This window comes from Mitsuokella jalaludinii DSM 13811 (assembly GCF_000702905.1).
GTDB lineage: Bacteria > Bacillota > Negativicutes > Selenomonadales > Selenomonadaceae > Mitsuokella > Mitsuokella jalaludinii.
In genome coordinates this window covers 36,619-53,395 of sequence record NZ_JNKR01000002.1, presented here as the reverse complement: position 1 = coordinate 53,395, position 16,777 = coordinate 36,619, and the positions used below count along the sequence as shown (strand labels likewise).

14 protein-coding genes are annotated in these 16,777 nt (G+C 60.7%); all 14 read right to left on the bottom strand.

All coding sequences use genetic code 11. The features are described from left to right. Positions 1–20: 20 nt before the first annotated feature. A complete protein-coding gene (hemZ, locus tag T518_RS02430; protein ID WP_036374659.1) occupies positions 21–1,532 on the bottom strand; it encodes a coproporphyrinogen dehydrogenase HemZ in 1,512 nt (503 codons plus the stop codon). Positions 1,533–1,546: 14 nt separating this feature from the next. Then, the gene (locus T518_RS02425; RefSeq protein ID WP_081828388.1) at positions 1,547–2,002 is read right to left on the bottom strand and encodes a Fur family transcriptional regulator; all 456 of its coding nucleotides are present in this window, start codon (positions 2,000–2,002) and stop codon (positions 1,547–1,549) included. Between the two features lie 152 nt (positions 2,003–2,154). Continuing rightward, complete coding sequence (locus tag T518_RS02420) at positions 2,155–4,377, bottom strand: RelA/SpoT family protein (RefSeq protein ID WP_036374651.1); 2,223 nt, start codon at positions 4,375–4,377, stop codon at positions 2,155–2,157. Between the two features lie 64 nt (positions 4,378–4,441). Further along, entirely contained in the window at positions 4,442–6,448 is a 2,007-nt protein-coding gene (gene recJ / locus T518_RS02415) for a single-stranded-DNA-specific exonuclease RecJ (RefSeq protein WP_036374649.1), read from the bottom strand. 749 nt (positions 6,449–7,197) lie between these two features. After that, the gene (gene secF / locus T518_RS02410; RefSeq protein ID WP_036374647.1) at positions 7,198–8,115 is read right to left on the bottom strand and encodes a protein translocase subunit SecF; all 918 of its coding nucleotides are present in this window, start codon (positions 8,113–8,115) and stop codon (positions 7,198–7,200) included. Continuing rightward, positions 8,108–9,361 (bottom strand): protein translocase subunit SecD, encoded by a 1,254-nt coding sequence (secD, locus tag T518_RS02405; RefSeq protein ID WP_211248172.1) that lies wholly within the window; start codon positions 9,359–9,361, stop codon positions 8,108–8,110. The genes secF and secD overlap by 8 nt, the downstream gene beginning before the upstream one ends. A 43-nt stretch (positions 9,362–9,404) precedes the next feature. Continuing rightward, positions 9,405–10,007: a 5-formyltetrahydrofolate cyclo-ligase gene (locus T518_RS02400; protein ID WP_036374645.1), complete on the bottom strand. Its 603-nt coding sequence runs from the start codon at positions 10,005–10,007 to the stop codon at positions 9,405–9,407. Then, positions 10,007–10,285 (bottom strand): preprotein translocase subunit YajC, encoded by a 279-nt coding sequence (gene yajC, locus T518_RS02395; protein ID WP_036374644.1) that lies wholly within the window; start codon positions 10,283–10,285, stop codon positions 10,007–10,009. The genes T518_RS02400 and yajC overlap by 1 nt, the downstream gene beginning before the upstream one ends. A gap of 62 nt (positions 10,286–10,347) precedes the next feature. Continuing rightward, complete coding sequence (tgt, locus tag T518_RS02390; RefSeq protein ID WP_036374642.1) at positions 10,348–11,475, bottom strand: tRNA guanosine(34) transglycosylase Tgt; 1,128 nt, start codon at positions 11,473–11,475, stop codon at positions 10,348–10,350. Between the two features lie 33 nt (positions 11,476–11,508). Beyond that, positions 11,509–12,369 (bottom strand): shikimate dehydrogenase, encoded by an 861-nt coding sequence (locus T518_RS02385; protein ID WP_036374640.1) that lies wholly within the window; start codon positions 12,367–12,369, stop codon positions 11,509–11,511. Between the two features lie 17 nt (positions 12,370–12,386). Next, positions 12,387–13,853 carry a nicotinate phosphoribosyltransferase gene (locus tag T518_RS02380; protein ID WP_255240769.1) on the bottom strand — a complete coding sequence of 489 codons (1,467 nt, stop codon included), beginning with the start codon at positions 13,851–13,853 and terminating at the stop codon, positions 12,387–12,389. Between the two features lie 208 nt (positions 13,854–14,061). Further along, positions 14,062–15,030: a D-2-hydroxyacid dehydrogenase gene (locus T518_RS02375; RefSeq protein WP_036374635.1), complete on the bottom strand. Its 969-nt coding sequence runs from the start codon at positions 15,028–15,030 to the stop codon at positions 14,062–14,064. 189 nt (positions 15,031–15,219) lie between these two features. Then, a complete protein-coding gene (gene pnuC, locus T518_RS02370; RefSeq protein WP_036374633.1) occupies positions 15,220–15,933 on the bottom strand; it encodes a nicotinamide riboside transporter PnuC in 714 nt (237 codons plus the stop codon). 1 nt (position 15,934) lies between these two features. Next, positions 15,935–16,684, bottom strand: a complete 750-nt coding sequence (locus T518_RS02365; protein WP_036374632.1) for a nucleoside phosphorylase — start codon at positions 16,682–16,684, stop codon at positions 15,935–15,937. Positions 16,685–16,777: the final 93 nt, after the last annotated feature.

Here is a 16,777-nt window from a genome sequence, read left to right as displayed (position 1 = left end):
AATCGTTCCCCCTGTATGAATTATGATGGATTGCCGTACGCTTCGTCGAGAAGCGCGCGGCGCTTTTCGATGTAGATATCGATGTCGCGCAGGTACGTCACGAGGTCCTTCGCGTTGAACGAGGACTTCATGCGCTTCCTGCGGAAGTCGACGACCTTCGTCGTCGCCGCGCCGCCGATGCCGATGATGGTCTGGTGCTCCTCCATGATCTGGATGTTGTACATGCCTTCCGCACCGGCGCGGCAGCAGCCGACGTTCTCGAGGTCGCCGCTCATGTAGCCCTGGCGGTAGAGGTAGTACGGGCGCATGCCGAGCTTCTCGACATAGGCCATCGCGACTTCCGACATGCGGCGCGTCTCCTCGTCAGACGGCAGCTCGACGTGCTGGTCCTCCATGAGGAGGCGCAGGCGCGAGCCGCGCTTGAGGGCCAGGGCGTGCAGCGTGATGTCGTCCGGGCCGAGCGCCGTGACCTTCTCCATCGTGTCGCGCACATCTTCGGCCGTCTCGCCCGGCAGGCCGAGGATGAGGTCCATGTTGATGTGCGGGATGCCGGCCTCGCGCAGTGCGTGGAACATCGTGACGACGTCTTCCGGCGTGTGCTGGCGGCCGATGCGGTGGAGCGTCTTTGCCTGCATCGTCTGCGGGTTGACGCTGACGCGCGAGACGGAAAGGCGCTTCATCGTCTCGATCTTTGCCGGCGTGATGCTGTCCGGACGGCCCGCCTCCACCGTGAATTCCACGATAGAGGGCCCATAGAAAGCATTATATACCATATTGAGCATTTCGGCAAAGGCTTCGTCCGGCAGGCTCGTCGGTGTGCCGCCGCCGACGTAGATATTCTGCACGTGGAAGCCGTAGTGGTCGATGGCTTCCTTGGCCGCGAGCAGGTCTTTCTCGAGGACAGTCATGAACTCCGCAATGCGCTTCCTGCCCGGCAGGATGTTCGACGGGAACGAGCAGTAGAGGCAGCGCGTCAGGCAGAACGGGATGCCGATGTAGACGCTGACCGTCTTCTCGTCGGACTGCGCGAGGAACGGCAGCTGGCGGAAGGCCATCGGCACGATGACGCGGGCCTTTCCCTCGCTGCAGGCGTAGTCTTGCTGCAGCCGCTCGATGATTGCTTCCTCTCCCATGCCGCCGCGGATCCAGCGGTGCACGATCTTCGTCGGACGCACGCCATGCAGAATGCCCCAGGGTGCCTGGGGCATGTCGAGTTCTTCGCGGAAGATATGGTAGAGATTCAGCTTGATCAGGCGGTTGACGGCCGCGCCCTCGCGCTCGTCGAGCGCACCCGTGCTGCGGCGCGTGAAGGATGTCTCCCTGCCGCTGCAGTCAAAGAGCATGAGCCTCGACTCCATGACGACGCGCCCGTCTGCCGTATCGGGCAGTCGGTGGTTGACGACGGAGAGCTGCAGATAGTCGGCCTCGCCGCTGCGCCCCACGATCTCCACCTTGAAGAGCACGAGCACCTCGCGCACGATCTTCGAGATGATCTCCTTGCGGTCGCTCAGCGTGAAGGTCCGGACGCGCAATCGTCTCTCCTGCGTCACTGCTGGGCCTCCTGGCATTCCTTGCAGAGGCCGAAGAACTTGACCTGGTGGTCGCTGACCGTGAAGCCGAGCTTCTTCTTGATGTCCTCTTCGAGCGGCTCCAGGAAGTCGTCCTGGAACTCGATGACCTTGCCGCAGTTCGTGCAGATCAAGTGATGGTGATGGTGCTTTGACGGGTCCGTCTTGTTGACTTCGTAGCGGCTGCAGCCGTCGCCAAACTCCATTTTCTGCAGGATGCCGAGCTCCGAGAGCAGTTCGAGGCTGCGGTAGACCGTGGCCAGGCCAATCTCGGATTTGTTGTCGCGCAGGATGCCGTGCACATCCTCGGCTGAGAGATGCTCGCCCGGATGGTCGAGGAAGATCTGGAGCACGACCTGGCGCTGCGGCGTCATCTTGTGCTGGCGCTCCTGCAGCATCCGCCTGAGATCGTCCATCGTGAAAGTCTGTGACATAATGTAGTCCCCTTTTCTAGCGTCTATTGATTCCTGTCAGCCCTCAATCCCTGCACAGGATATCGTACGTTCAAATGTATATATTATAACAAGAATGTAAGAAAAATACAATCCAGGAATCTGGGACAGACCTTTGCTGTGCCCCCGCGCTCTCACTGCCCTGGATGGCTGCTGAGCGCGCGGGAGACGCTGTAGACATTCTTGAGGCGGCGCATCTTCGTCATGATCTGCGCGACCTGTGTCGCATTCTTGACATCGAGGCCCATGACGACGGTCGACGTCTTGTTGCTGCGGTTCGGGTTGGCGTTGACGCTGTGGATGTTGATCTTCATCTCCGACGGCACGGCTAAAAGCTCTGCGAGCACGCCGCTCTTGTCGTTGCAGACGATCTCAATCTCGACGGTGTAGTCCTTATCGAGGCCGATATCCCAGCTGACCTCGATCATGCGTGAGAGGTCGTTGTCGCGCAGGACATTTGGGCAGTCCGAACGGTGCACCGAGACGCCGCGGCCTTTCGTGACAAAGCCCGTGATCGGGTCGCCGGGGATCGGGTTGCAGCAGCGCGCGAGGCGGACGAGCAGGCCGCTCTCGCCCTCGACGAGCACGCCGTGGCTCGAGCGGTTGCGCTTGCTGCTGTGCTGCGGCGTCTTGAGCTCGGAGAGCATCTTCGAGACATCGGGCGGTGTGGCTTCCTTGAGGTCCTTCTTGTAGAGTTCGATGAGCTTCGTCATGACACTGCGCAGCGTGATGCCGCCGTAGCCGAGCGCCGCGAGCAAGTCGTCCTCACTGAGGTTGTTGAGCTTTTCGGCCACCTGCTGCAGGCGCCCTTCCTTCAAGAGCGTCTTTGGCGCGTAGCCGAGGCGCTTGGCTTCATCCTTGATGAGCTCGAGGCCCTGCTCGATGTTCTCCTCGCGCTTCTCCTTCTTGAACCACGAGCGGATCTTGCTGCGCGTCTCCGACGAGGCGACGATGTTGAGCCAGTCGCGGCTCGGGCCGTTGTTGGCCTTGTTGGTGATGACGGAGACGATGTCGCCGTTCTTGAGCTTGTACTCGAGCGGCACGAGCTTACCGTTGACCTTCGCGCCGACGCAGTGATGGCCGACTTCCGTGTGGATGCGGTAGGCGAAGTCAATCGGGATGGAGCCCTTCGGCAGGTCGACGACATCGCCCTTCGGCGTGAAGACGAAGACTTCGTCCGAGAAGACATCGACCTTCAAAGCCTCGAAGTACTCCTTCGGGTCGCTGAGCTCCTGCTGCAGGTTGACCATCTGGCGCAGCCAGCTCATCTTCTGGTCGACGGCGCCCGTCGCCTTCGCGCCCTTGCCCGCCTCCTTGTACTTCCAGTGTGCCGCAACGCCGAACTCCGATACCTGGTGCATCGCAAACGTGCGAATCTGGATCTCGAGCGGATAGCCGCGCGTCATGACCGTCGTGTGCAGCGACTGGTAGCCGTTCGACTTCGGCATGGCGATGTAGTCCTTGAAGCGGCCCGGGATCGGCTTCCACATCGCGTGGATGACGCCGAGCACGCCGTAGCAGTCCTTGACCGAGTCAACGAGCACGCGGACGGCCGAGAGGTCGTAGATCTCGCTGAGGTCCTTGTTGTCGCGCTTCATCTTCTTGTAGATGCTGTAGAAGTGCTTCGCGCGGCCGCTGATATCTGCCTTGATATTCGCCTCCGCGAGCTTCTCCTTGATCTGCTCGATGGACGTATCGATGAAGCTCTGGCGCTCCTTGCGCTTCTGCTTGACATTCTCGACGAGATCGTAGTAGATCTCCGGCTCCAGATAGCGCAGGCAGAGGTCCTCGAGCTCCCACTTGATGCTCGAGATGCCGAGGCGGTTCGCGAGCGGCGCGTAGATCTCGATCGTCTCGCGCGCGATGCGCTTCTGCTTGTCCTCGCGCATGTACTTGAGCGTGCGCATGTTGTGCAGGCGGTCGGCCAGCTTGATCATGATGACGCGGATGTCCTTTGCCATCGCGAGGAACATCTTGCGGTAGCTCTCGAGCTGTGCCTCCTCCTTCGACTTGTACTGCAGGCGGCCGAGTTTCGTCACGCCGTCGATGAGCATCGCGACCTCGTCGCCGAACATCTCCTTCATCTGCTCGTTCGTGTAGATCGTGTCCTCGACGACATCGTGCAGGAGCGCCGCGCTGATGGTCGCATCGTCGAGGTGCAGCTGCGTGAGGATCTGGGCGACGTGCAGCGGGTGGATGATGTAGGCCTCCCCCGACACGCGCGTCTGCCCTTCATGGGCCTTCCTCGCGAGTTCATAGGCGCGCCGGATGAGGTCGAGGTCGGCCTTCGGCGAATACGATTTCACGGCGTCGAGAATCATCTCGATAGTCACCGGTTCTTTCTCTTTGTCATTCATACGTCCCACTCCTTTGCGTCATCGCGCAGACTCGCCGCGCGATGCGAGGTCCCTGCTTTCCCTGTCAGATGACCTTGCGGCGCCGATACGTCGGCGACGCCTCCAGTTCCATTTTTCCCTGCTTGCCCTGAACGGGTGGCAAATAATAGTGATTTTCATCAAGATTCTCTCTTAGGATACCCAATTCTTGGAAAATGCGCAAGGCCGCGCCCATCGTATAGAGAGAAATATGATGGAACGACTGGCAGAAGCGCGCGGCAAGCGCTGCCGTCTCAAAGGGGATGCTGCCCTGCATCTTCTGCAGCCCGTAGAGGAAGCGGTAGACATCACGCAGGAGCTCCTTGTCGGGGAAGACGCGCTCGCTCTCTGCCGGGCTCATGTCCTCGACCATGCACTGCAGGCTGCGGCGGCCGTTCCACTCGTTGATGGCCGGTGCGTAGACGATGTCGAGCGATTCGCGGTTCACAGAAGGCGCGAGATCGGCGCGATTCCACATCAGGCTCGTGACGGGCGCTTCGTCCGTGCCGAGCTTGAAGCGCAGATGATTCTGATCGCGGCCGATGGCCATGGCCTCGCGGCCGCGCACATTGCGGCAGCCGAAGTACGGCTTAGGGTTGCCCATGCCGTACGGCTCGAGCAGCGAGAGCTCCTCGACGAGGTCGAGTGTCAGCTCCTCCGGCATCATCTCGAACTCGACCGAGACTTTCGGCTCGTAGTCCTCTTCTGAGAGATGTGCGCCCGCATAGGCGGCAAATGCCTCGCGGAAGGCAGGCAGCTCCTCTTCGCGCAGCGAGAGGCCAGCCGCCATCGCGTGGCCGCCGAACTGCAGCAAGTGCTCCTTACAGGCAGAGAGCGCCTCGTACATGTTGAGCCCCTCGATGCTGCGGCAGGAGCCGCGGCAGACACCGTCCTCCTGGATGGAGAGCACGATGGTCGGCTTGTAGAACTTGTCGACGAGCCGCGAGGCCGCGATGCCGATGACGCCGGGATTCCAGCCCCTGCCCGCGACGACGATGGCCTTCTCCGCCGCCATGTCGAGCCCGGAAAGCTCCTCTTCTGCCGTCTCGCAGATCTTGTGCTCGATCTCGCGGCGCTCCGTGTTGAGCATGTCGAGCTCGAGCGCGAGCTTGTCGGCGGTCTGCCGGTCCTCTGCCGTCAGCAGTGCGACGCCCGTCCTCGCCGACTCGATGCGCCCGGCCGCGTTGAGTCGCGGCGCGAGCAGGAAGCCCAGATGGCCGGCCGTGATCTTCTTGTCCTTGAGGCCCGCGACCTCGACGAGCGCTGCGATGCCCGGCAGCGAAGTCGCCTCCATGCGGGCCATGCCCTGCTTGACAATGCGGCGGTTCTCCCCGCGCAGCGGCACGATGTCTGCCACCGTGCCGAGTGCTACGAGCTCGAGGTCATCAAGAAAGACAGACTGACCGTCCCACTCTGCGCCCCGGCGCTTCGCGTCGAGAGCCTGGCAGAGCTTGAAAGCCACGCCGACACCGGCGAGATCCTTGTCGGGATACGGGCAGTCCGCGCGGTGCGGGTTGAGCACTGCACAGGCGGGCGGCAGCGCACTGCCTGGCAGATGATGGTCCGTGATGATGATGTCGAGGTGGGCCGCCCCCTGTACCGCTGCGACATCCGCGACCGACGCGATGCCGCAGTCGACCGTGATCAAGAGGTCCGAGTGCTCGGCAATCGCCTCGAGCGCCTTGCGGTTGAGGCCATAGCCCTCTGTCATGCGGTCCGGGATGTAAAAGTCGACCCTCGCCCCAACCTTGCGCAGCGTCCGCGTCAAGAGCGATGTCGCCGTCATGCCGTCGACGTCGTAGTCGCCGTAGACCGTGATGTGCTCGCCATGCTCCAGAGCGCGCATGATGCGCGCGACAGCCTTGTCCATGTCGCGCATCTGGAAGGGATCGCAAAAAGGCAGCTGCTCCGGATGCAGGAAGAGTTTTGCCTCTTCGCGCGTGCGGATGCCGCGGTGCCACAAAAGAGCCGCCACCGTCGTGTCCCGGCCGATCTTGCGCGCAAACGCCTGAAGCTCTGGCACCGGCTCATACAATTTCCACTTCTTATACAACTTCTATCCCTCTTTATTTCCCGTATCTATTTACGTGATTTACGTTGCCTCTATTATATCATAGTTTACAATGTTTCTCTCTATCATACAGGAAAAGCAAAAACATGACAACTAAAATTTATAAGATACACCGTACCAACATTCTTTAATCGAGAAACTATTGGCAAAGGGCCGGGGGGATGTATTTCAGCTTCGTCGCTCCGTTAAATGTCCCCCATGCTGCAACGCCCTCTCAAGTTGCTTCGCCGCCTGACGCGGCGTTCTGACATCGTCGTACCTAAAAAGAACGTCTGGGGGCCAGCCCTTCGGGTGGTCACTGCGCTCCTGCAGGTGAAATACATCCCCCCGGCCAGAGCTCATACCTGCGGATGCGCACCGAGCTTTCGTGCGGCGAGATTCCGCGGCGTATCTGAGCGGGGAGGGAACCCTTCCGCTTGCAGGAACGGCGTGATTGCCCGCAGGGATGGGGCGCACCACGCACTTGCTGGGACACGGATGTAGGAACGCCGTGGCAGGCGGCGAATGGACTTCAGGGGTATGAAGTGCCATGCGCCCCATTTAACAGAGTGACGAAACCGGAAGGGTTCCCTCCCTGCTACGACAATCTGTCTTGAGGCTGCACGTCCCTGCCGCGACGAAGCTGAAATACAGCCCCCTCCCCTTTCCTCGATGTAAAGCGAATCAACCGTGCGAATTACAAAGAAAAGAGACTGCCGTGACAGCAGTCTCTTGCAAGAGCTTGTATGCAATTATGCAGCAGCTTCTGGTTTCGGCTGGTGCTTTTTCTTCTCGCCCCAGTTGCGGAAAACGACCCAGAGCGGGCTGGCGATGAAGATGGACGAGTAGCAGCCGACGGTGAAGCCGACGAGCAGGGCGAACGCGAAGTCCTTCGTCGTGTCGCCGCCGAAGAAATAGAGGGCGGCCGTCGTGAAGAGGACGGTGAAGACCGTGTAGAGCGAGCGCGTCAGCGTCTGGTAGATACTGCGGTCGACGAGCTGGTTGATGTCGCCGCCGCGGCGGAAGTGCAGCTTGAGGTTCTCGCGGATGCGGTCGAAGATGACGATGGTATCGTTGATCGAGTAACCGACGATCGTCAGGAGCGCCGCGATGAACGAGGAGTCGATCTGGCGCTGTGTCAGCGAGAAGACCGCGAGCACGATGAGGATATCGTGGATGAGCGCGAGGACGGCGGCAATGCCGAAGCGCAGCTCGAAGCGGTATGCGACGTAGAGGATGATCAGTGCCCACGAGACGACGAGGGCCAGGATAGCGTTCGTGATGAGCTCGCCGCCGATCGTCGCGCCGACTTTCTCCTCACGCAGCACCTTGTAGTCGCCGACATCGCTCTTGATAGTCGCCATGACTTCCTTGCGCTGGTCCTCCTCGAGATCGCGCGTGCGGATCATGACGTTCTCCGACTCCTTGACGTCCGACTGGGTGCCCGAGAGCTGGATGGTCGCATCGTCGAGGTCGTACTTCGCGAGGCTCGTGCGGACTTCTGCGATGCTGACCGGCTGATTGAACTTGAGGTCGATGATGGTACCGCCGGTGAAGTCGATGCCGAAGTTGAAGCCGCGTACAGCCATGCAGATGAGGCCCGGGATGATGATCAAAGCGGAAATGAGGAACCAGATTTTCCGATGACCTGCTATATCGAATTTAAGCATTCTTCTTCAAATCCTCCTTTTGCAAATCCTCTTTTTTCCAGAGCATGAAGCCCGTGACACCGTAGGCACCCGGCTTCTCGAAGAGCTTCGAATCGACCATGAGCTTGAGCATGTAGTGCGTCAGCGTGATGGCCGTGAACATCGAGAGCACCGTGCCGAGGCCCAGCGTGATGGCGAAGCCGCGGATCGTGCCCGTGCCGAGGAAGAACAGGACGGCCGCTGCGATGATCGTCGTGATGTTCGAGTCGAAGATCGTCGTGAAGGCGCGCTTGAAGCCCGACTCCATCGAGAGGCGCAGCGTCTTGCCCTGGATCTGGTACTCCTCCTTGAAGTGCTCGAAGATCAGGACGTTCGCGTCGACGGCCATACCGATGGACAGGATGATACCGGCAACGCCCGGCAGCGTCAGCGTCGCATCGAGCAGGTAGAGAAGACCGAGCAGCATGAGCGTGTAGGCCATCAGCGCGATGTCGGCGATGAAGCCCGACATGCGGTAGAAGAGGATCATGAACAGGAGGACAGCGCCGAGGCCGATGGCAAAGGCGAATTCCGACTTATCCTTGGAATCCTGGCCGAGCGTCGGGCCGACGGTGCGCGTCTCGATGATGTTGACCTTGACCGGCAGCGCGCCGCTGCGGAGGACGACGGCGAGGTTCTGCGCCTCCTCAAGCGTCTTCTGGCCCGAGATCTCAGCCTTGCCGCCGAGAATCGGCTCGCGGACATTCGGTGCCGTCAGCACCTCGCCGTCGAGCAGGATGGCGATCGTGCGGCCGACGTTCTTCGTCGTGAGGTCTGCGAATTTCTTCGCGCCCTCATCGGTGAACTCAAGGTTGACGACGTTCTGGCCGTTCTGCTGGTTCGTCGCGGCCTGCGCGTCCTTGAGGTCAGTACCGGTCAGCACCGTATTGCCGTCCTCGTCCTTGAACTCGAGCATGGCCGTCTTGCCGATGGTCTTGATGGCCGCATCCGGGTCCTTGACGCCCGGCAGCTCGATGATGACGCGGCGCTCGCCCTCACGCTGGATGATCGGCTCCGTGAGGCCCAGCGCGTTGACGCGCTTCTCCATGATGGTGACGACGCGGTTCATCGCATCATCGTTGACTTTTGCTACATCGGTGTCCTCAGCTTCGAGCACGACATGCGTGCCGCCCTGCAGGTCGAGGCCCTGGCGGATGGAATTGGCCAGAGGCTGGACGAATGCAAGGAATAAGCCGACGATTGCCACGATGCAGACAATGAGTTTGATGAGACTATTCTTTCTCAACGTTTCACAACCCTTTCTACGTGGTCTATGTATTTGGTTCAATCCGACGCGTTTCCGTCAGGATCAGATTGACTTTCGCATCATGCGCTTCCATCGGGACGCTCGCGACGACCTGGCCGTCGAAGGTCAGTGCGGCGCGGTAGGCCTGCGGCGCCTTCTCCATGAGGTAGCGGTCGTAGTAGCCGCCGCCGAGGCCGAGCCTCTCCCCCGCCGATGAGAATGCCGCACCGGGCACGACGACAAAGTCGACCTCGTCTGCCGGGATGATGCTCTGCTCCTCTTTGCGGACCGTCAGGATGCCGAACTTGCCCGGCACGAGCGCCGCAAGCGACGGCAGGTTGACGGCTTCCATGAGCCCCTTGCCCGTGATGAGCGGCAGGCCGACGCGCTTGCCCTCCCTGAGGGCATGGGCGAGCAGATCGTAGAGCTGGACTTCGTCGGGCATCGAGGCGTAAGCGAAGATGGTCTTTGCCTGCTGGAAGCGCGGCTCATCGTAGAGGCGCGCTAGGATGGCCCGGCTCTTCGCTTCGTGCTGCTCTTTCGTCAGCCCTTTGCGGAAAGCGAGCATCTTCTGGCGCAGTGCCTTCTTCTCGGCGAGCTTCACGTCGTGCAGCTCGCGCGGCGTCATCAGGCAGCCTCCTGCTGCGTGACGTTGGCATTGACGCTCGAGCGCACGACCTCGATGACGACGCCGTCGGCAATCTTGAGCTTCAGCGACGTGTCGCCGAGCTCCACGATTGTGCCGTAGATGCCGCCAATCGTGATGACCTGGTCACCCTTCTTGAGGTTGTCGAGCATGGCGCGGCGGCGGTTCTGCTGCTTTTTCTGCGGACGGTAGAGCAGGAAGTAGAAGATCGCGATCATGACGACGATCGGGCCCCACGTTCCAAGTGCTTCTGGACTCATAATGAACAACTCCTTTTCAGATAAAAATGATGTGTGGACATATATCGGTCATGGCGGCAGGCTCACTGCTTGCCGTGCATCTGATAATGGTTGAAGAAATCACTGCGGAACTCCGTGAAGCGGTCATCGAGGATGGCCTGGCGCATGCGGCGCATGAATTCCTGCAGGAAGTAGAGATTGTGCAGCGACAAGAGGCGCAGGCCGAAGATCTCGTTCGCGCGAACGAGATGGCGGATGTAGGCGCGCGTGTAGCCATTGCGGCAGGCGTAGCAGCCGCAGCCCTCTTCGAGGACCGTGTGGTCGTGCGTGAACTGGGCGTTCTTCATGACGAGACGGCCTGTCCATGTCATGGCCATGCCGTTGCGCGCGACACGCGTCGGGTAGACGCAGTCGAACATATCGATGCCGCGCTGCACGCCCTCGACGAGGCAGTCCGGCGTGCCGACGCCCATGAGGTAGCGCGGCTTGTCCTGCGGCAGAAGAGACGTCGAGTACTCGAGCATCTCGTACATGAGCTCCTTCGGCTCGCCGACAGAGAGGCCGCCGACGGCGTAGCCCGGCAGGTCCATCGCCGTCGTCTCGCGGGCACTCCACTCGCGCAGCTCCTTGTGCATACCGCCCTGCACGATGCCGAAGAGGCCCTGGTTCGGAGCTGTCATCGCCTCCTTGCAGCGCTGGAGCCAGCGGATCGTGCGCTCCGTCGACTGCTTCGCGTAGTTGTAGTCGGCCGGATACGGCACACATTCATCGAACGCCATGACGATGTCCGAGCCGAGTGCCATCTGGACCTCCATCGAGACCTCCGGCGAGAGGAACTTCTTCGAGCCGTCGATGTGCGAGCGGAACGTCACGCCCTCCTCCGTGATCTTGCGCAGATCGCCGAGGCTGAAGACCTGAAACCCGCCGCTGTCCGTCAGGATCGCGCCGTCCCAGTGCATGAACTTGTGCAGGCCGCCGGCCTCGCGGATGAGATCCATGCCCGGCCGCAGGAAGAGGTGGTACGTGTTCGACAAGATGATGCCTGCGCCGAGATCGCGCAGCTCGTCCGGCGAGACGCCCTTGACGGATGCCTGCGTGCCGACCGGCATGAAGATTGGTGTCGGGAAACTGCCGTGCGGCGTATGGATGATGCCCGCGCGCGCTCCCGTGCGCTCGTCCTTCTTGACGAGCTCATATGTGATTGCAGTCAAATAAAAACCTCAACTTTCAATTTAGATGTTTCATCAGCCCTGGCGTGCGGCAAGCTCCTCGCGCAGAGCGTGTTTCATCAGCGCAAGGTCCGGCGTCACGCCTGTCCAGAGTGCAAAGGCAGCCGCGCCCTGGCCGGCCAGCATGCCCTCGCCGTTGATGATGGCGTGGCCATGCTCCTGCGCCTCAGAGAGAAAGCGCGTGCGCGCCGGTGTGTAGATGATGTCGTAGACGAGTGCCGCCTTCTTGAGCTTCGCCCAGTTCACGGGCGGCATGCCCTCGACGTGCGGGTACATGCCGAGCGGCGTCGTGTTGACGAGCAGGTCCGTCACCGCGAGATGGTCCGCGAAGGCACCGTCCTCCCAGTGAAGGACCTGAATCTCTCCGTACGCAGAGAACTCTTCAGCGAGGCGCGCCGCCTTGGCGGGGTTGCGCACGCCGAGCGTGATGCGCCCTGCCTTGGCACGCAGGAGGCCCCAGATGACGGCTCTCGCTGCGCCGCCGGCGCCCAGCAGCGTCACTTCCCTGCCTTTCGGCGAGAAGCCGTGCTGCGCGAGCGGCTGCATGAAGCCGATGCAGTCTGTGTTATAGCCAGTCAGGTGGCCATCCCGATTGACAACCGTGTTGACCGCCCCGATGATGCGGGCGTCCTCATCGACAGCGTCGAGCTCCGCCATGATGGCCTGCTTGTGCGGGATCGTGACGTTCCAGCCGGCAAACTGCATGGCCCTGAGTCCCGCCACCGCCTCCTTGAGCTTATCGGGCGGCACGGGCAGCGAGATGTAGACGTAGTCGAGCCCCGCCTTTTCGATGGCCGCATTCTGCAGCACCGGCGAGAGCGAGTGGGCAATCGGCCAGCCCATGACGCCGAGATTCTTTGTCGTTCCTTTGATCATCACAAGTCCTCCCGCCGTCAGCCGTGTGCGCGGCGCGTCTTCGTCAAGAGGTCCATCTTGAGCTCGTAGTAGTCCGGCGTCATATCGAGGTAATGGCGGTGCGGATTCTCGAAGCGCTGCTCCTCCTCCCAGATCTCGTGGTCGAGCTGGTTCTTGACGTAGTCGCGGATCGCGTCGAGTTTCGGCAGCTCCTCCGTGCGCTTGCCCTGGCGGACGTAGCACTTGCGGAGATTCTTGAACGTGCAGTGTTCAAACGAGCGGTTCTTCCACGGTTTCTGCGGGTCGATGTAGCGCAGCGGCTGCGTGCCGTCAATCTGCTCGCCGCACTTGGCGATGAGGTCCGCGACAGCGTGGCCGTTCTCGTCGTAGACACGGTAGAGGTCCTTGAGGCCCGGGTTCGTGATCTTCTCGACGTTCTCCGAGACCTTGATGCGCGGCGCGAAGTGGTCGTTCTCCCCGACTGCTGCGAGCTTGTAGACGGCGCCGAAGACCGGCTCCGACTTTGCCGTGATCAGGCGCTCGCCGATGCCGAAAGCATCGATGCAGGCGCCCTGCTGTGTCAAGAGCGACGAGACGGTGAACTCATCGAGGCTGTTCGAGACGACAATCTTGCAGTCCGGCAGGCCCGCCTCGTCGAGCATCTTGCGTACGCGCTTCGAGAGGTACGCGAGATCGCCCGAGTCGATGCGGATGCCCATGAGGCGCTTGCCCATCGGCTCAAGCACCTCATGCGCGATGCGGATGGCATTCGGGATGCCCGAGTGGATGACATCGTACGTGTCGACGAGCAGGATCGTCGCATCCGGATACGTCACCGCGTACTTTTTGAAGGCCTCGTACTCGTCGCCATAGAACATGACCCAGCTGTGCGCCATCGTGCCCGAGATCGGGATGCCGAACATCTTGCCGGCCGAGCACGTCGCCGTGCCGACGACGCCGCCGATGTAGGCAGCGCGCGCGCCGTACGTCGCCGCATCCATATTGTGGGCGCGGCGCGCACCGAAGTCCGAGACGGCGCGGCCCGCTGCTGCCTTGCAGATGCGGCGCGCCTTCGTCGCGATCAGCGACTGGTGGTTGATCTGCGCGAGGATGGCCGTCTCCACGAGCTGCGCGTCAATGAGCGGTGCGACGACCGTCAGGATCGGCTCATTCGGATACATGACCGTGCCCTCCGGCAGCGCGTAGATATCACCCTTGAAGCGGAAATCCTTGAGATAAGCGAGGAACTTCTCCGAGAACATGTGCTGCTGGCGGAAGTACTCGACATCCTCGTCCGTGAACGTCATGTTCTCCACATACTCGATGACCTGCTCGAGCCCAGCGAAAATGGCAAAGCCACCCTCATCCGGATTCTGGCGGTAGAAGACATCGAACGCCACCTGGACGTCCTTGTCGTGGTCCTCGAAGTAACCATTGGCCATGGTCAGTTCGTAGAAGTCCATCATCATCGTGATATTGCGTTTATCAAACTGTGTTTGCGTCAATGAAGCCAACCCCTTTGATGTCGCGGCCCTGCGGCCGCGCTTTTTTACTAGAAGTGTTCTGGGCATTCGGATATACGGTATCAATTATATCATCTTAATGATGGGGATGCAAAACGTATCCCGCAAAAAGCAGAAAAAAGAGCCGCTGTGCCACTGCACAGCAGCTCTTCCACCAGATGCGATATACAATAGAAGGAAGTGCGCTCTATCAATAGCCAAGTTCGCGCTTGACCGCGTGCTCGAGCGGCTCCTGCTTGACGAAGTGCTCGAGGTCCTCGCAGAACATCGCGACCGACTTGTCGCGCGTGTACGCCAGCGTCATCTTGCCCGAGCAGTGCGGCGTCAGGATGACGTTCTTCGCCGTCCAGAGCGGGTCTCCCTCCGGAATCGGCTCCTTGGCCATGACATCGAGCGCTGCGCCGGCGAGGTGACCCGTGTTGAGCGCCTCGACGAGCGCCGCCTGATCGATTGAGTTGCCGCGGCCGACATTGATGACGAAAGCGTCATCCGGCAGCATGGCCAGGCGCTCGCGCGAGATCATGTTTGTCGTCTCCTTCGTGCCCGGCAGGCAGAGCACGAGGATGTCCGTCTTCGGCAGATACGCCTCGAGCTCCTCCTGCTTGACGGCCTCATCGTAGACCGGGCTGCGCTTGCGGCCCGTGCGGCTGACGCCGACGATGGCGGCCGGCTGGAACGACTGGATGCGCTCTGCGTAGCGCGTACCGATATCGCCCGTGCCGACGATCGTCACGCGGCTGTCCTTGATGGAGCGCAGCGGCAGGTTGTTCTTCCACTCGTGGCGGCGGATGATCTCCGCATACTCCGGATAGCGGCGCAAGAGCATCAGCGTCACCATGACGAGGTGCTCCGCAATCGTCACACCGTACGCACCCGATGAATTCGACAGCAGGCAGCCCTCCGGCAGCACGCCCGGCTTGAGTACCGGGTCGACACCGGCTGACACACTGCAGAACCACTTGAGATGCGGCGCCGCCTCCGCGAGCTTCGAGCCGCCGCCAGTCGCCGCCGCGTAGATGATGTCGACATCGGAAAGATGCGGCAGCGCCCCATCGTTCGTCTTGTAGTACGCGACCTCCATATGGTGCTGCGCCGCCGCAGCCGATATCTTCTCGCGATGTGCATCATTCATAAAGGAATTGACCACTGCAATCTTCATGAAAAAACGCTCCTTTCTATCGATAAAAGCATATACGGTAATTCTACGTTACATTTTTATACGTTCGCCAAAACTTTCCCAAAGCCTTTTCTGTGCGCAAAAAAGATGTTACAGAGTTACAAAAGCGCATGCACAAAAAAAGACATCCCAAAGGCGAAGGATGTCTTTTTGTCAGGCCGGACAGGCATCTCACGCCGCGCCGCCTTCATTGTCGGCTTCGCCGCTGTTCCAGACTTTCTGCGCGTAGACAGCGTTAAAGAGAAGTGCCGCCTGCAGAGCGACCTGCGAGAGGTTCGCGCCGAGCGTGCCGATCGTGTTGTCGCCCATCATCATCTGGACCGACAGGATTGACCAGTAGACGAAGTTCGCGATGTTGACGAAGATCCAGAGCGACCAGTTCTCGTTATACTTGAGCACATAGAGGACCTGCGCGATGAAGCTGATGACGAAGTTGATCGAGTCGAAGTACGGCAGCTGGCCGCCGACGCCGGCGAGCACCCACCAGCCGACAGCCCAGGCGAGGAACGCGCCGAAAAAGACCTTCTTGCGCGTGCCCGGCTGGAACGAATGCGTCGCCTGCTGGCGTCCCCAGAGGTACCAGCCGATCGGCTGCGAGATGACGTAGACGATGTCCATCGCAAACGAGCCGTACGCATGGCTGATCCATGCGACGTACGTCATCGCGACGCACTGGATGAAGCCGAAGATGAACGAGATCTTGCGCCCCTTCATGCCGTAGACGAGGCAGATGACACCTGCGACACCAGAGATCATGCCAATCGGGCTGTCCGGCACGATGGCAAAGACTGCGAGCTGCAGGAGGATCAGGATGGTCACGTAGATGACCTCGAAGCGCTTCCAGTTCGTGAAGAGCTGGCTGTAGAACCAATTGTGCTGTGTCATGTCATTTCTCCATTTCTTCATCGGACAGGATATTGAGCGCCGTCAGGAGCGAGTCGCGCTCCCCCTTCGCCACGAGATCCGCACTGTTGACGAGGCTGTTGACGCCCTCCGCGAGGTCGCCCTGGTAGAGCACGACATTGTTGAGGATGGACAGCGTCTCCATGCCGCGCAGCCTGCCGATGACCATGAGGATGCCCGACTCCATGTCATCAGCCTTGATGCCCTTCTTCGACCAGAAAGTTTCGACTTCGGCGTTGTCGTCGACATAGAAGCCGTCGTGCGAGCGCACGATGCCGTAGACTGCTTCCGGCGCATAGCGGTGCGCGAGGTGCAAGAGGCGGTACGATGGTACAGCTGGATAGATCTCCGGCACATACTTGCGCGAGAGGCCGTCATCGCGCACGACCCCCTCAGCAATCACGAGTCGGCCGAGCGCGATGTCCTTTTGCATCGCACCGGCCGAGCCCACGCGGATGACGTACTTCACGCCGACATTGTGAAGCTCTTCAACACCGATGCCGGCCGACGGCGCCCCGATGCCCGTCGACATCGCCAGGATGCGCTGACCGCGGTACGTGCCGACGACCGACTTGTACTCGCGGTTGAACGCCCACGGCTGCGGATCGTCCATGAGCTTCGCAATCGCATCGACCCGCGCCGGGTCCCCCATGATGATCGCCCGGTCCGTCCCAATCGCATGCGTCAGCTGCGTATGCGGCTGCGGAGCCTCTACCTTCCGTTCCTTATCCATAAGAACGCCCCCTTATACAAAACCTATCATCTACACGTATACGACTATATGACAGAACAAACACTCCGTCGGCATCATTGTACTACAGACACG

Coding starts and splice junctions, on each gene's coding strand:
- T518_RS02425 (WP_081828388.1), bottom strand. CDS start 2,002: ATGTCACAGACTTTCACGATGGACGATCTCAGGCGGATGCTGCAGGAG.
- T518_RS02420 (WP_036374651.1), bottom strand. CDS start 4,377: ATGAATGACAAAGAGAAAGAACCGGTGACTATCGAGATGATTCTCGAC.
- secF (WP_036374647.1), bottom strand. CDS start 8,115: ATGCTTAAATTCGATATAGCAGGTCATCGGAAAATCTGGTTCCTCATT.
- T518_RS02400 (WP_036374645.1), bottom strand. CDS start 10,007: ATGACGCCGCGCGAGCTGCACGACGTGAAGCTCGCCGAGAAGAAGGCA.
- yajC (WP_036374644.1), bottom strand. CDS start 10,285: ATGAGTCCAGAAGCACTTGGAACGTGGGGCCCGATCGTCGTCATGATC.
- T518_RS02385 (WP_036374640.1), bottom strand. CDS start 12,369: ATGATCAAAGGAACGACAAAGAATCTCGGCGTCATGGGCTGGCCGATT.
- T518_RS02375 (WP_036374635.1), bottom strand. CDS start 15,030: ATGAAGATTGCAGTGGTCAATTCCTTTATGAATGATGCACATCGCGAG.
- pnuC (WP_036374633.1), bottom strand. CDS start 15,933: ATGACACAGCACAATTGGTTCTACAGCCAGCTCTTCACGAACTGGAAG.
- T518_RS02365 (WP_036374632.1), bottom strand. CDS start 16,684: ATGGATAAGGAACGGAAGGTAGAGGCTCCGCAGCCGCATACGCAGCTG.